The 15,636-nt window shown below is 28.9% G+C and carries 11 protein-coding genes; all 11 read left to right on the forward strand.

Annotation, left to right across the window (positions count from 1 at the left end; translation table 11 throughout):
- Nucleotide 1 precedes the first annotated feature (1 nt).
- Nucleotides 2-3,634: an endo-beta-N-acetylglucosaminidase gene (locus tag RSF37_RS04860; protein WP_332563271.1), complete on the forward strand. Its 3,633-nt coding sequence runs from the start codon at nt 2-4 to the stop codon at nt 3,632-3,634.
- A gap of 12 nt (nt 3,635-3,646) precedes the next feature.
- A complete protein-coding gene (locus RSF37_RS04865) occupies nt 3,647-5,497 on the forward strand; it encodes a beta-N-acetylhexosaminidase (RefSeq protein WP_332563272.1) in 1,851 nt (616 codons plus the stop codon).
- A gap of 135 nt (nt 5,498-5,632) precedes the next feature.
- The gene (locus tag RSF37_RS04870; RefSeq protein WP_332563273.1) at nt 5,633-7,078 is read left to right on the forward strand and encodes an ABC transporter substrate-binding protein; all 1,446 of its coding nucleotides are present in this window, start codon (nt 5,633-5,635) and stop codon (nt 7,076-7,078) included.
- Nucleotides 7,079-7,345: 267 nt separating this feature from the next.
- Nucleotides 7,346-7,828 carry a hypothetical protein gene (locus tag RSF37_RS04875; protein ID WP_332563274.1) on the forward strand — a complete coding sequence of 161 codons (483 nt, stop codon included), beginning with the start codon at nt 7,346-7,348 and terminating at the stop codon, nt 7,826-7,828.
- A gap of 21 nt (nt 7,829-7,849) precedes the next feature.
- Complete coding sequence (locus tag RSF37_RS04880; protein ID WP_332563275.1) at nt 7,850-8,959, forward strand: ABC transporter ATP-binding protein; 1,110 nt, start codon at nt 7,850-7,852, stop codon at nt 8,957-8,959.
- Nucleotides 8,960-9,040: 81 nt separating this feature from the next.
- Nucleotides 9,041-10,012, forward strand: a complete 972-nt coding sequence (locus RSF37_RS04885; protein ID WP_332563276.1) for an ROK family protein — start codon at nt 9,041-9,043, stop codon at nt 10,010-10,012.
- Between the two features lie 237 nt (nt 10,013-10,249).
- Complete coding sequence (locus RSF37_RS04890) at nt 10,250-11,248, forward strand: ABC transporter ATP-binding protein (RefSeq protein WP_442878705.1); 999 nt, start codon at nt 10,250-10,252, stop codon at nt 11,246-11,248.
- A gap of 3 nt (nt 11,249-11,251) precedes the next feature.
- On the forward strand, nt 11,252-12,067 hold the full coding sequence (locus tag RSF37_RS04895; protein ID WP_332563278.1) for an ABC transporter permease: 816 nt from the start codon (nt 11,252-11,254) through the stop codon (nt 12,065-12,067).
- A 4-nt stretch (nt 12,068-12,071) separates the two neighbouring features.
- Nucleotides 12,072-12,863: an ABC transporter permease gene (locus tag RSF37_RS04900; protein WP_332563279.1), complete on the forward strand. Its 792-nt coding sequence runs from the start codon at nt 12,072-12,074 to the stop codon at nt 12,861-12,863.
- Nucleotides 12,864-13,121: 258 nt separating this feature from the next.
- The gene (locus RSF37_RS04905; RefSeq protein WP_332563280.1) at nt 13,122-14,378 is read left to right on the forward strand and encodes a hypothetical protein; all 1,257 of its coding nucleotides are present in this window, start codon (nt 13,122-13,124) and stop codon (nt 14,376-14,378) included.
- Between the two features lie 46 nt (nt 14,379-14,424).
- Nucleotides 14,425-15,636, forward strand: a 1,212-nt coding sequence (locus RSF37_RS04910; RefSeq protein WP_332563281.1) for a hypothetical protein, incomplete at its 3' end; no start/stop codon positions are given.

The following is a 15,636-nucleotide window of genomic DNA, read 5'->3' on the forward strand; positions in this document are numbered from 1 at the left end:
TATGACTTTAAAAAGCAAGAAGATTAACCGAGTAGCACTAGAAAGGAGGAACAAAGGAAAAAAGGCTGTAGCTTGTGCACTTACACTTGCATTAACTACTTCAATGGCGCCAGCTTTTACTACAATTGTAGAGGCAACAACTAAAAATTCCAATGAAAACGTTTCGGTTAAAAATGAAGTTAATTCATTACAACCAACAGGAAATGGGTACAGTATTAAAACTTTATTAGATTGGACTCCAGAAAGCGATCCAAATGCTAGATACAATAGAGCTAGTATAAAACTTCAAGACAGATTTACAGGACCAGTTGTAAATGAAAATGCAAACCCTAATGCAAAAATAATGAACTGTGCCTTAACTAATCCACAGTCAGATAATGCGCCATCACAAGGAAGTGATACAGAGAATGCTTATGTATTTTCTTACTGGCAATATGTTGATTCTTATGTATATTGGGGTGGAACTAATAAAGGGATATTCTTAGCACCAACACCAGATGTTATTGATGCTGGACATAAAAATGGAGTTCCAGTACTTGGAACAGTAGGATTCCCATGGGGACCAGGTGAAGGTCATGTTGAACAAATAAGAGAATTTTTAGTTAAAGATGCAAATGGAAAGTTTCCTGTAGCAGATAAGATGATAGAAATGGCTAGATTCTATGGATTCGATGGTTGGTTTATTAATCAAGAGAGCTATGGTTGTTCAAAAGAAGATGCACAGTTAATGGTAGAATTCTTTACTTATATGAAAGATACAGCACCAGATATAAGAATAGGATGGTATGATTCTATGACTACTGATGGTCCTGTTAAGTATCAGGATTCACTTAATCCTCTAAACGTAGGATTTTTCCAAAATAGTGGAAAGAGAGTAACTGATGAATTTTTCTTAAATTACAATTGGGACAAGGCTTCAACATCATTCCCAGAAAAATCAAAGGTTGATATGAGTGTTGATACAGCAAAAAAGGCAGGAAGAAGTCAATATGATGTATATGCAGGAGTTGAAGTACAACAAAATGCTTATAATGATAAATTCCCAGTAGAACATTTATTAGATGAAGAAGGAAAGCTTAAATTATCACTAGCTATGTACTGCCCAAACTCCACATTTTCAATGGCAAAAGATGTAGCAGATTTTTATAAGCATGATCAAAAGTTTTGGGTTGGACCAACAGGAGATCCATCTAAAACAAATACTGAAGAAAAATGGGTTGGACTTGCTAATTATGTAGCAGATAGATCAGCTATAAATAACTTACCTTTTAATACTAATTTTAATTTAGGACATGGACAAAAATATTATATAGATGGAGAAGTTTCAAGAGAAAAGGAATGGAACAATCGTGCTATACAAGATTATCTTCCAACATGGAGATGGGTCGTAGAATCAAATGGTTCAAAACTAAAGCCAGATTTTGATAGAACAGATGCATACAATGGAGGAAGCTCTATAAAGATTGAAGGTAATTTAGAAGATGAAAATCCAAATCATATTAAGTTATACAGTACAGATTTAAAAATAACTGATGCAAGTACAGAATTATCTATAGTTTATAAAACACCTTTAAAGGAAGATAACATGCAAATTGGTTTATGTTTTGGTGATACTTATGATGAGAAAAACTTTGTGTTCTTTGATGTTAAAGATGGTAAAGCTGGAGAGTGGAACACTTCAAAAATATCATTAAAAGATTATGTTGGAAAGAAAATATCAGCAATCTCATTAAAGATAGATAGCACAGAAGATATAAGTAATTACAAAATTAATATTGGAAATATATCAATTGAAGAAAAGAATAAAGATAAGAAGTTAGACGCAACAAGTAAAATAACTTTAGATCAAAGTCTTCTTCATAGCGCTAAAAAGGCTGAAGCTAAAATATATTGGAATGATGTACAAGGTTCAGAATTTTATGAAATATATAGAACTAAAGCTGATGGTAGTAAAGAATATGTTGGATCAACATATAATGATTCTTACTATATAGCACCATTTAATAGATATAATAGTGAAGATTCATTTGACTTTGAAGTAGTAGCAGTAGATAAAAATTTAAATAGAGGAAAAGCTGCAAAGTTAACTTTTAATTGGAATATAGATGGAGATGCAACTGAAGATGAGAAAGAAGAAAATCGTATAAATTTAGCTTTAAACAAACCTGTAAAAGTAAGCTCAGAAAATGCAGGAGAACCGGGCTATAAAGCTGTTGATGGAACTGTAGAAAATAATAGTAAATGGTGTACTACTAAAGAACTTGAAGGTGCATGGCTTGAAGTGGATTTAGGTGAAGAAAAGACTATTGAAAGATGGGTTACTATGCATGGAGAAGCTGGTGGAGAAGCTAAGGATACTAATACAGATTCATTTAGACTTCAAGTATCAAGTGATGGAATAAACTTTAAAGATGTGGATACTGTTACTAATAATAGTGAAGGTGTTGTGGATAGAAATCTAGAAAAAGCAGTTAAAGGAAGATATTTTAGAATAGTAATAGATGATGCAGGTAAGTCACCTTGGAAAGCAGTAAGATTATATGAATTCCAATTATTCGAGGAGGCGTATACAGCTAAAACTGAAAATGTTCCAATGAATTCAGTTAAAGCAATAAATAATAAGGGCAAAGAAGACAAAGTTATTTTTAAAGATGTTAAAAAAGGACAAGAGATACTGTTATATAAAAATAAAGAAGACAAAGAACCATTTACATCAAAAGTTGCAGAAGAAGACGGAATGTTATATTTTGATAATTTAGATTTAGGCGAAAAGGATGGTAGAGTATACTTTGCGCTTAAAGAGGAAGGCAAAGTAGAAAGTATTAAACTCAGTGCTAATTATAATAATGAAACATGGGCAAAAGTTAAAGTACCAAATGATTTTAAAATAAAAGAATATAAAGTTAATCCAAGATCATTAATAGATGGATATTATGGAACTTTAGAAATATTTGATCTTAAAGACGGAGATAAAGTTAATTTCTATAAAAATGAAGATGATGTATTTGAAACTAAATCTAGTGTTCCAGCTAAAGATGGTATGACAATTATTGAAGCATTAGAAATGAAAAATAATGGTGGAGAATTAGTTTTAGAAATAGAGAGAGCTGGGATGAATCCAACACCAAAGTTTAAATTAGTATACGATGAGAATAAAAATGCATCAACTAAAGGAACAGTAGAAGTAAAACTTACAGAAGAAAAGACAGGTAAATTAATAAAGGATGCTAAGTATGAATTAATAAAAGGAGATGAAGTCATAGAGACTTTCACAACTAATGAAAATGGTGTTGGCCTTTGTGAAGTAGATCCAGGTTCATACAAAGTAAGATATTCAAATAACTTAAATTCATACAATGAAGATAAAAGTGAATTTGATATTGAAATAGAAAAAGCATTTTCAAAAGTAACTAAAGATTTAACTTTAGTTAAAAAGAACGAAGACAGTAAACCGGAGAAACCAGGAAAACCAGAAAATCCAAATAAGCCAAGCAAACCAGAAAATTCAAATAAGCCAGGGATATCTGAAGACGGAAGTAAGTTGCCAGCAACAGGTATGACAAACGGTGCAATGAGTTTATTAGGACTAATTAGTTCAGCGATTGGAGTAACATTATTTAAGAAGAAAAAGTAAGGGGGAAGTAGGATGTATTTAATACCAAATCCTAAAAATTATAAAGAAACTTCAGAAAATTTTATATTAAATAGAGGAACAGAAATTACTTTATCAAATAATTGTACAAGCAATGAATTAGAGGCAGCTTTATTATTAAAAAAAGAGGTAAAGGATAAATTCGGATTAAATATAAGCTTAACAAAAACATTTGAAGAAAAGTATATAGATAATACAATAAGACTTACTATAGATGAGTCATTAGAAAATGAAGCTTACAAATTGGTAGTTAACGAACACTTCATTGAAGTAAGAGGAAATAAAGGACCAGGAATTTTTTATGGAATACAAACTTTAATACAAATGTTAAAACAAGAAGGACTAGTGTTAAAAGGCGTAAATATAGAAGATTCACCGTACTTTAAGAACAGAGGGTATTTCTATGATGTAACGAGAGGAAAGGTTCCAACATTAGACACATTGAAAGCATTAGTTGATAAACTAAGTTTCTATAAAGTTAATCAAATGCAATTATATATAGAACACAGCTTTGCATTTAAAAATATGACAGAAGTTTGGAGAGATAAAGATCCACTTACAGCAGAAGAAATATTATTATTAGATGAATATTGCAAAAAGCGTCATATAGAATTAATACCATCATTAGCTACATTTGGTCACTTATATGAAGTGCTTAGAACCAAGTCATTTAGACATTTATGTGAATTAGAAAATAGTGATAAAAGTGAATATTCTTATATTGATAGACAAGCTCACCATACATTAAATGTAAAAGATGATGAGAGTTTAAAGTTAGTTGAAAGTATGCTTGAAGAATTTATACCATTATTTAGTTCAAATATATTTAATATTGGCTGTGATGAAACTTTTGACTTAGGTAAGGGTAAGAGTAAGGATTTATCAGACCAAATTGGAAATGGTAAGTTATACGTACAATTTTTAAATAAAGTAATGGCAATAGTTAAAAGACATAATAAAAGTGTATTATTCTGGGGAGATGTAATATTGCATCATAAAGAGCTTTTAGAAGAAATTAGAGATGATGCTATATGTTTAAATTGGAACTATTGGTGTGGAGCTACTGAAGATGATACAAAGACAATAAGTGAAAGTGGAAGAGAACAGTGGGTTTGCCCTGGAACTGGTGGTTGGAGTCACTTAATGAATCTTGTAGAAAATAGTTTTGAAAATATTAATAGGATGGTTTCCTATGGAGTAAAATATGGTGCAACTGGAGTTTTAAATACTGATTGGGGTGATTACGGACATATTAATTTACTTTCAAACTCAATTCCAAGCCTTATTTATGGAGCATCAATAACATGGAATCCAAATGTGAATAAAGATTTTGAAGAAGAGTATAAGAAGATATCTTTAATTGAATATGGCGATGAAACAATGGAGATTGTATCTTTATTAAATGATTTAGGAAAATGCCAAGGCGTAGGTTGGTCAGAACTTGTATGGTGGAAAGAAAAATATTCAGATGGAGAGAAAGTAAAAGAAGACTTTAAAAAGTTAGATTCAGTTAAAATTAAAGAGTCATATGAAAAATCAATAGAAGTAGAAAATAAATTACTGATTTTAGCTGGCAAAATAAATAAAAAAGAAGATATTGAAAAGTTTATAAATTCATCGAATGGAATAGCGCTTATAAATGATTTCTTCTTAACTTTATTAAAGGAAGATTTTACTAGAAGTGATAGTAAACCAAGTAATACTCCCAAAGAATTAGCTAATAAATTTGAAGAATGGTTCTGTGATTATTCAAATTTATGGAGAGAGAACAATAAAGAAAGTGAGTTATATAGAATAAGAGAAGTAATAATGTATACATGTAATTATTTAAGGGAAATAAAATAGTGAAAACTATATAGATTTATTCTAGTAAATGTTGAAAATGTACACTATAAAAGAAAATTCATATATATTATAATCAATATGTAAACGTTATTAATAAAATGTAAATAACTAATTCGGGTAAGGGAGGATTTTAATATGAGATTCAAAAAAATTGTCGCATTAGCTGCTTGTGCAGTTGTAGCTACATCAAGTTTACTAACTGGTTGTGGTAAAACAGATAATGCAGGAGGCAAAGATGGAGACGTAACTACTTTAACTTGGTATTCAATTGGGGGAGAGCCTAAAGACTTGAAGATGGTTCAAGATAAGGCTAATGAATATTTAGGTGAAAAGATTGGTGTAAACTTAGATATGAAGTTTGTAGACTTCGGTGACTACAATCAAAAAATGTCAGTAATTATAAATTCAGGGGAAGACTATGATTTAGCATTCACATGTTCATGGGCTGGAGATTACTTAGGAAATGCTAGAAAAGGAGCATTCTTAGAACTTGATCCTTACTTAGATAAGCAAGGAAAAGATATGAAAGGTGAAATCGATCAAAGATTCTGGGATGGAGCAAAAGTTGATGGTAAAACATACGCAATTCCAAACCAAAAAGAAATCGGTGTAGCACCTATGTGGGTATTCACTAAAGAATATGTAGATAAGTACAAAGTACCATACAAAGATCTTCACACATTAGAAGACTTAGAACCATGGTTAAAAGTTATAAAGGAAAAAGAGCCAAATGTAACACCTTTATATATCACTAAAGGATTCTCATTCACTACATTCTTCGATCAACTAGTTGATCCAGTAGGAGTAAGCCTTGATGATAAAGACTTAAAGATACAAAACATGTTTGAGACTAAAGAAATGAAGAAAGCTTTAGATACTTTAAGAAAGTACTACAAAGCTGGATACATTAACCAAGATGCAGCTACAGCTCAAGATGATAAAGCTGTTAAGAGATTTGTAACTAAAGCAGATGGACAACCATATGCTGAAAATATTTGGTCAAAAGATTTAAAATATCCAGTAGTAGCATCAGCTATAACAGATACATGGATAACAAATGGTTCAACAACAGGTTCAATGATAGCTGTATCAAAGAACTCAAAGAATCCAGAAAAAGCTGTTGAATTCTTAAATCTTTTAAATACTGATTCATACTTAAGAAACTTACTTAACTATGGAATCGAAGATACTCATTACAAAAAGACTGGTGACAACACAATTGAATTAATCAAACCAGAAGATAAGAGATACGATGTACCTTACTTTGCAATGGGTAACTTATTTAAGACATACGCTGTTGGCGATGAGCCAGGAAACAAGTGGGAAGAATTCGCTGCATTCAACGATGCTGCTAAATTATCACCTGCACTTGGATTCAAGTTTGATTCATCAAAAGTTAGCACAGAAATCGCTGCTATAAACAATGTACTTGAAGAGTTCAAAGCAACTATATACAGTGGTTCAGTTGATGTTGATGAATACTTAGGAAAATTAAATGCTAAGTTAAAAGAACAAGGAATTGAAAAAGTAATGACAGAAATGCAAACACAAATGGAAGAGTGGAAGAAAACTCAAAAGTAATTTATAGATCAGAAGACTTTAATTAAAAATGGGGAGATATTATTTCATACAAAATGAAAAATATCTCCCTTTATAAAAAAATGTAAAGAACATAATTAGATAATATAAAATATCAATTAATACATTAAAAAAATCTTACATAAGAATATAAAGAGAATATTTAAATTAAGAACAATGAAATTTAAATTTGAAAAATAATATCGCAGATAGATAGTTAAATATAAATAATAATAAATGGATTTAAAAAAAGATAAAAGAGGGATGGGTATGGACAAGTTTTATGAGCAATTTTTAACTACAGACTATGGTAATAAAGAAAAAAACTTTAAACTTTTAAGTAGCACATTAATAGTACTTGCATTAATGTCAGCAGTAGTAATTGGTTTTATGGGATCTATAGTTTGCTTAGTTCTTTACGTTATTGTAGAGATAATAGCGAGAGCTGTACTTTTAGAATACGAGTATGAGCTAACTGAAAATGAACTTGTAATAAGTAAAATAATGAACAAGAAGAAGAGAAAGGTTATTACTACTATAGATATTGAAAATATAGTAGATGTAAATAAAGTACAAGATGGAAATAGCAGAAATGCAAAGCTAATTAAAGCTTGTGTAGATAATAGTGGATTAAATGAACAAATAATATTTGTAACAAGAAATTCAGAAGTTGTGGGATTTAAAGTAGCAATGGATAAAAAATTACTATTAATGTGTAAAAGGGTTAATCCATTAAATTTTAGTAGGGTATAAAGAAAGAGGAGGAACAATAAAATGGCAGGATTAGTATTAAAGAATATCGACAAGTGTTATGAAAATGGGTTTAAGGCGGTAAATGGTTTTAATTTAGAAATAAAAGATAGAGAGTTCATCGTATTTGTTGGACCATCAGGATGTGGTAAATCAACTACACTTAGAATGATTGCAGGTCTTGAGGAAATATCAGGTGGAGAATTATATATAGGAGATACATTAATGAATGATGTAGCTCCAAAAGAAAGAGATATAGCAATGGTATTCCAAAACTATGCGTTATATCCACATATGACAGTATATGATAATATGGCATTTGCATTAAAACTTAGAAAGACTCCAAAGGATGAAATTGATAAGAAGGTAAAGGAAGCTGCAAGAATACTTGATATAGTACATCTTTTAGATAGAAAGCCAAAAGCTTTATCAGGAGGTCAAAGACAAAGAGTTGCTATGGGAAGAGCTATTGTTAGACATCCTAAAGTATTCTTAATGGATGAGCCTTTATCAAACTTAGATGCTAAATTAAGAGTTCAAATGAGAACAGAGATAGCAAAACTTTATAAAGAATTAAATACAACATTTATATATGTAACACATGACCAAACAGAAGCAATGACACTTGGAACTAGAATAGTTGTTATGAAAGATGGACTTATTCAACAAGTTGCAAGTCCAAAAGAAATATACGATCATCCAAAAAATATGTTCGTTGCAAGCTTTATAGGAAGTCCTCAAATGAATACATTCTATGGAACAACATATGAGAAAGATGGAAAAGTATTTATTAAAATGTTAGATAGAGATGTTGAACTTCCAAAGGATAAAGCTAAAATTCTTAAAGATAAGAAGCATGCAAATGCAGATGTTTTAGTAGGAATAAGACCAGAAAATATAAGCTGTAAAAAAGATGATTTAAATAAAGATGGGGCAGTTGTATTTAAGTCAGACATTGATGTATCAGAAAACTTAGGAGCAGAAACTTTCATGCACCTTAAAGTTGAAGGAAGAACATTAATAATTAAGACTGCAACAGCGGATAACGTAAATACAACAGGCTCAATTGAGTATGTTATGGATTTAGATAAGCTTCACGTATTTGACAAAGAGGAGCAATATACAATATTCTAGTAAAGGATTAATTTTTATTATGGAAGATAACCTCTAATTAATTTAAGAGGTTATCTTTTTAAAAGTAGGAGGAATTATTTTATGGAAAAATTATATACAAAACAACTTTTTGTTGGAGTAGATTTAGGTGGAACTAAAATTTATACTGCAATTGCTAATAAAGCTGGGGAAATTTTAAAAGAAATAATAGTTAAAACAGAAGCAGAAAAGGGACACGAGCAAATTGTTCAAAAGATTAAAGATAGTATCGCACACGTTTTAGATGGTGTTGATAAGGCTGATGTAAATGCTATAGGAATAGGATCACCAGGTCCACTTGATATAAAAAATGGTTTAATAGCAGAACCACCAAACCTTCCTTTCAAAAATTATAATATAGTAAAAGACCTTAAGGATGAGTTTGACCTTCCTGTATACTTAGATAATGATGCTAATGCAGCAACTCTTGCTGAATTTATGTTTGGAGCAGGTTTTGGAACTGAGAACATGGTTTACGTTACAGCTAGTACTGGCGTAGGTGGTGGAGCTATTTTAAATGGCAGAATATATAGAGGAAGTACAGCTAATGCTTTAGAAGTTGGACATACTACTATAAATGTTACAGGTAAGAGATGTGGTTGTGGAAACAGAGGATGTGTTGAAGCACTTTGTTCAGGAACAGCTATAAGAAATGCAGCTTTAGAAGCTGTTAGAAGTAATATAACAACTACTTTAAAGAATTTTGGTGAAGAAGTTACTTCAAAGGAAGTATTTGAAGAAGCTAGCAAAGGTGATAGAGTTGCTAATGAAATATTAGATGAAGCATTATCATACTTAGGAGCAGCAGTTTCAAACTATGCTAATACATTTGATCCAGACATGATAGTTGTTGGTGGTGGAATTACTAACGGTGGAGAAATTGTATTTGATAAGATTAGAGAAGAAATGGAAAAGAGATGTTTAGGACCTATCGTTAGACATTGTAAAGTATCTAAAGCTAAGCTTGAAGGACAAGCTGGAGTTTTAGGTGCAGTAGCACTTGCTATGATAGAATCAAAAGCACATTTAAACTAGAGTTATATTAATTTTAAAATGCCCTATAAAGTAAGGTTTTTATCTTCTTTATAGGGCATTTTTTATAATTCACTATAAAAAATTAATAAAATTAGATTAATTATATTTGATAAAAGTAAAAATATGGTATAATGTTAAAGGATAAAGGAAGTATAATGTCAAAATTAGAAACGTTTCCAATAAATTATTAACGTTAAAGAAATCGTTAACAAGAGGTAGCTAAAAGGGGGAGTGAAGTTGATTAAAGTTGAGAATTTAACGAAAGATTTCAAGATGAGAAAAAAGGAAGGTGGCTTTAAAGGGGCAGTAAAATCTTTGTTTTCTAATGAATACGAAATCAAAAAGGCTGTATCAAATATTTCATTTGAAATAGATGAGGGGGAAGTAGTTGGATACATTGGTGCTAATGGTGCTGGAAAGTCAACAACTATAAAGATGATGACTGGAATTCTTACTCCATCATCAGGCGATATAAGAGTAAATGGAATAATACCATATAAGGATCGAGAGAGAAATGCTAAGGATATAGGTGTTGTATTTGGTCAAAGAACACAACTATGGTGGGATTTAGCCTTATCAGAAACATTTACTATATTAAAAGATATTTATACTATTCCTGATGATCTTTATAATAGAAATATGGAATTCTTAAATGAAGTTTTAGATTTAGAAGAATTTATTTCAAGACCAGTTAGAACACTTTCATTAGGACAAAGGATGAGGGCAGATCTTGCAGCATCACTTATTCACAGTCCTAAAATACTTTATTTAGATGAACCAACTATTGGGCTTGATGTTGTTGTAAAAGAGAAAGTGCGTACAGCAATTAAACAAATAAATAAAGAATTTGGAACGACAATAATATTAACAACACATGATTTAAATGATATTGAAGAACTTTGTAAAAGAATAATAATTATAGATAAAGGGACAAAGATCTATGACGGAAGTCTTGAAGATATTAAAAATAAATTTGGGTACATGACTACTTTAGAAATAAAAGTTAAAAATAAGATAGAGGGAAATTTAAACGCATTTGAAGCATTTAATTTAGATGAAGAGGATTTTAATTATGTAGTAGAAGATACAAATATAACAATTAATTTTAATAAAAACAAATTAACATCTTCAGATATTTTATATAATATAATGAAAAATTTGCATGTACTAGATTTTACGTTAAATGAAAGTAGTATAGAAGACATAATTAAAAAAATCTATAGAAATGAGGTGTAATCTATGGATTTTAGAAAAATAAGGTTGTATAAGGCTTTTGCAAAAGGAAGGGCAAAGGAATGTGTAGCTTATAAATCTAATGTTATTATGGGAGTTATAGGACAAATAATAATGGTTCTTGTAACATATTTTTTATGGAAAGCAATATATACAAGCTCTACAGAAAGTGTTATAAAAGGCTTTACGCTAAATGAGATGTTAGTATACGTAATGATAACATTTTTAATTGGCTATGTAACATCAAGTGATGTTTCATATATGATTTCAGATGAAGTTAAGTCAGGTGCTATTGCAATGAACCTTATAAAACCAATTAATTATAGAAGACGTATGGTTGCAGCAAGTATTGGTCAATTTTCATTCTTGATTGTGCTATTATTTTTGCCAGGTGCAATTGGAATTACAGCTTACGGAATTATAAATGGAGTAGATATAAATTTTGCATCAATAATTATATTTGTTATAAGTGTATTTTTAGGGTTTTTAATAAATACGTATTATAGTTATTTATTTGGACTTTTAGCTTTTAAGTTTTATAACCTTTGGGGAATTGGACAAATAGCTAATGCAATTATAATGCTAATTTCAGGAAGTCTTATCCCGCTTACATTTTTTCCAGAACTAGTGCAAAAGGCATTTAACTTTTTGCCTTTTAGTTCAATGATTTATACACCTGCAATGATTTATTTAAATAAGTTATCAACATTTGAAATAGCTAAAGCACTAATACTCCAAGTTGTATGGATAATAATACTTATAGGTTTATCAAAAATTATGTGGAACAAAGTTATTGATAAATTAACTATACAAGGAGGCTAAAAGTATGAAAAGATATTTAAAAATATATATACAATTTTTAAAGCAATATATAAAAACATTAATGGAATATAAAGAGGATTTTATATATGGATTAGTAGGATTCTTCTTAATACAACTTACATCATTAATATTTATAGGGCTTGTATTTAGTAATATTCAATCTCTTAAAGGATGGACCTTTTATGAAATAATATTTATATACGGATTCTCTCAAATACCAAGAGGAATAGATCATGTATTTACAGATTACCTTTGGATATTCAGTGGAAATTCTATTAGAACTGGTGAATTTGATAGATACCTTTTAAGACCACTTAATCCACTATTTCAAGTTATAGCACAAAGGTTTCAACCAGAGGGATTTGGAGAATTAATAGTTGGATTTTTATTAATTATATATTCAGGAATAAAGCTTCAAATAGAAGTCACTCCAGTTAAGATAATTGGATTTATAATAGCTGTAATTGGAGGAACACTTATATATACAGCAATAAAACTTGCTGCAGCATCAATAGCATTTTGGACTAAAACAAGTTTCAGACATCTTCAAATTGCATATGAATTAAGTGGATTTGCAAAATATCCAGTTACAATATATCCAGGAATGGTTAAAAATCTTTTAACATTTGTAGTACCTTTTGCTTTTACAGGATTTTATCCTGGGGCATACCTTTTAGGGAAGGAAAGCTTTTTTGTAGGGGTTATTCTTACATTAATTGTTGGAGCTGTAGCAATTTGTGTTGCATACCTTATATGGCTTAAAGGACTTTCAATTTATGAAAGTGTAGGAAATTAGATTTCATAATAAAATTATATATTAAAGGAGGACTTTTCATTAGCTTGAAAGTCCTCTTTTGCATATAGGAAAGATAACATTAAAATAGTCTACTTAAATTAGACTATTAATTCCAAAAAGATAGTTTAATAATTTAAAAAACGCAAAAAGACTAAGGTTTTGTCTAATTATTTCATATAAGATTAGACAGCTTTTTACAAAGAATAAATAGTACATAAGTTATAATAAGAAGTATAAATATATGTGGGGGATACAGCTATGAATAAGAAAGTATTATTAGGGTTATTTCTAATAATTATGTCAACTATACTTTTAGGTTGTAATAAGGAAGAGAACTTAGGAGATACATATAATAAAGGAATTGACTCGCAGTATATGTACGTTAATGAAATCTTTCCAAGTAATATAGTATCAAGTGAAGATGGGTATTATTTATCATCAGGAATGTATATATATTATGTTGATAAAAGCTCAATGAAGCAAACTATATTATGTAATAAACCAAATTGCTTACATGATGAAGAAATAGATGAAAGCAAAAAGTATAATTGTAACGCTTTTTTTAAGTCACAGGGAATGGGAATGGAAGCTATGAATTATTATAAAGATAACTTATATGGTATATCCATTTATGATCCGTTATGCAAAAGTGATAAGGCAAATCTTTTAGAAATATCAAAAGATGGGTCAAAAAGAAAAGTTGTATATGAATTTGAAGGTGATATTTCGCAAGCAACTCTTCATAGAGGATATTTGTACTTTGTTTCAAATTCTATGAAAGAAGATGAGAATAATGGAAAGTTGACTTCTAGTAATTCTAAATTAATTAGAATAGATGTTACAAAAAGAAATCCTAAAGAAGAAGTATTGTATGAAACAAATTTAAAGGAAGATGGAATCGGAAGTTTAATAGCTTATGGAAATAATATTTATTTTACTTCTCATGGATATGAAGATGAAGAGCTTAAAAATTATAAATCTAAATTTATTAATTACAATATAAGTAATAAGGAATCAAAAGAAATATTATCACAATATAAGGATGGAGAAGTTGGTAAAGTAAGTATACAAAATGGTAAGTTAGTATTTTTATATTGGCATTATAATGATGATGATGAAAGAAATAAACAGATGTATACATGCGATTTAAATGGAGATAATATAGAACCACTTTTTAAAACAGACTTCTATGGTATAGAAGATAGTGATGATAAATTTACTTATGTTGATAATATAGCAGAGAAAATTAATGGAAAAGATATTGAAAGAATAATTGATTTCTATGATACAAGTGGGAAAAAGGTGGATACATTAAACTTAGGTACAGATGAACCAATTTCAAATGCGTGGTCTATATTGCCAGGAGATGAAAATTATTTATTTTTAATTTATAAAGATGATAAATATTTTAATATAAAAAGGATAGATAAAAATGATATAGGTTCTAAAAATATTAAAGTTAATGATTTCTTTAAAGTTAATATTGAAAATACGGATACTGAAATTAAGTATTAAAAAAGGGAACTGATTATATCAGTTCCTTTTTTAAGAGGGGTAAATAATGAGGGTTATTAAATATGAAATACTAAAAATATTAAATAAAAAGCCATTTATATTAATGATTTTTATTATGTTTATTGCTAATTTAGTTTTGTATTATGGTGAAGAAACTAAGTTTGAAAATATGATAATAAATAATAAATCTATTTATTATGAAATGGAAAACAAATATAAGGATATGCCAAAGGAGGAAGCTTTAAATAAGTTAATAAAGGAAAGTGATGAAGTAAGGGACAATGAAGGATTTATAGTACAAGCATATTTTTTAGATTTATTAACTGATCAATTTAAATATATTAATAGTTATGATAAGTACATTAATTCTATGGACGAGAAGGCAGAAGAGATGATTTCTGTAGCTTTATTTTATGATAAAGATAGCTTTACATATAAAAATATAATTAAAACTCCAAAAGATTTTGAACACTTAAAAAATATTGAATTAAATATTGGATTAACAGATGGAATTAAATCATCCACAGATTTCATTGTAACGGATATATTTATGTTGATAATTATGATTATTATGTGCATATATTTATTCTTAAGTGAAAGGGAATTAGGTTTAAATACACTTATTAAATCAAATGAAAAAGGAAGATTAAATGTAATTGTAAGTAAACTTATAACATTAATAGTTGCAATAACTGTTATAGCAGTAACATTTTATAGTTCAATATTAATACTTGGGTATGTACTTTATGGATTTCCAGATGGGAGTATTTACATTCAATCATTAAAAGACTTTAGAGAATGCAATATTTTAATAACTGTTAATCAATACATAATAGTATATTTATGTTCAAAAGTAATTACACTCACTACTATTGGACTTGTACTAAGTTTAATATTTTTATTGTTAAGAAATACACTAGAAATATACTTAACAACATTTGTATTTATAATATTAAGCTATATAACTTATATTTTCATACAACCAGTTTCGTATATAAATAGTATTAAATATATAAATATATTTTCATTTTTAAACGTATATAAGATGATTAGCGAGTATATTAATATAAACATTTTAGGATATCCAATAAATATCAAAATAATATATATAGCTGTGAGTTTAGCGATAATAATAACATTAATAATATTAAATATTATTATATTTTCAAGAAGTAAAAAGTTATCAAAGGAAAGTATAATAGAGATATTTATAAATGATATAAAATTAAAGTTATTTAAGTTAAGAGGAATAAGTAAT

Source organism: Clostridium sp., from assembly GCF_036643715.1.
Lineage (GTDB): Bacteria > Bacillota > Clostridia > Clostridiales > Clostridiaceae > Clostridium.

Bases quoted from the DNA above. Each gene is read 5' to 3' on its own strand.
- RSF37_RS04900 (WP_332563279.1), top strand. From the start codon at position 12,072: ATGAAAAGATATTTAAAAATATATATACAATTTTTAAAGCAATATATA.
- RSF37_RS04880 (WP_332563275.1), top strand. From the start codon at position 7,850: ATGGCAGGATTAGTATTAAAGAATATCGACAAGTGTTATGAAAATGGG.
- RSF37_RS04905 (WP_332563280.1), top strand. From the start codon at position 13,122: ATGAATAAGAAAGTATTATTAGGGTTATTTCTAATAATTATGTCAACT.
- RSF37_RS04860 (WP_332563271.1), top strand. From the start codon at position 2: ATGACTTTAAAAAGCAAGAAGATTAACCGAGTAGCACTAGAAAGGAGG.
- RSF37_RS04885 (WP_332563276.1), top strand. From the start codon at position 9,041: ATGGAAAAATTATATACAAAACAACTTTTTGTTGGAGTAGATTTAGGT.
- RSF37_RS04865 (WP_332563272.1), top strand. From the start codon at position 3,647: ATGTATTTAATACCAAATCCTAAAAATTATAAAGAAACTTCAGAAAAT.
- RSF37_RS04875 (WP_332563274.1), top strand. From the start codon at position 7,346: ATGGACAAGTTTTATGAGCAATTTTTAACTACAGACTATGGTAATAAA.
- RSF37_RS04870 (WP_332563273.1), top strand. From the start codon at position 5,633: ATGAGATTCAAAAAAATTGTCGCATTAGCTGCTTGTGCAGTTGTAGCT.
- RSF37_RS04895 (WP_332563278.1), top strand. From the start codon at position 11,252: ATGGATTTTAGAAAAATAAGGTTGTATAAGGCTTTTGCAAAAGGAAGG.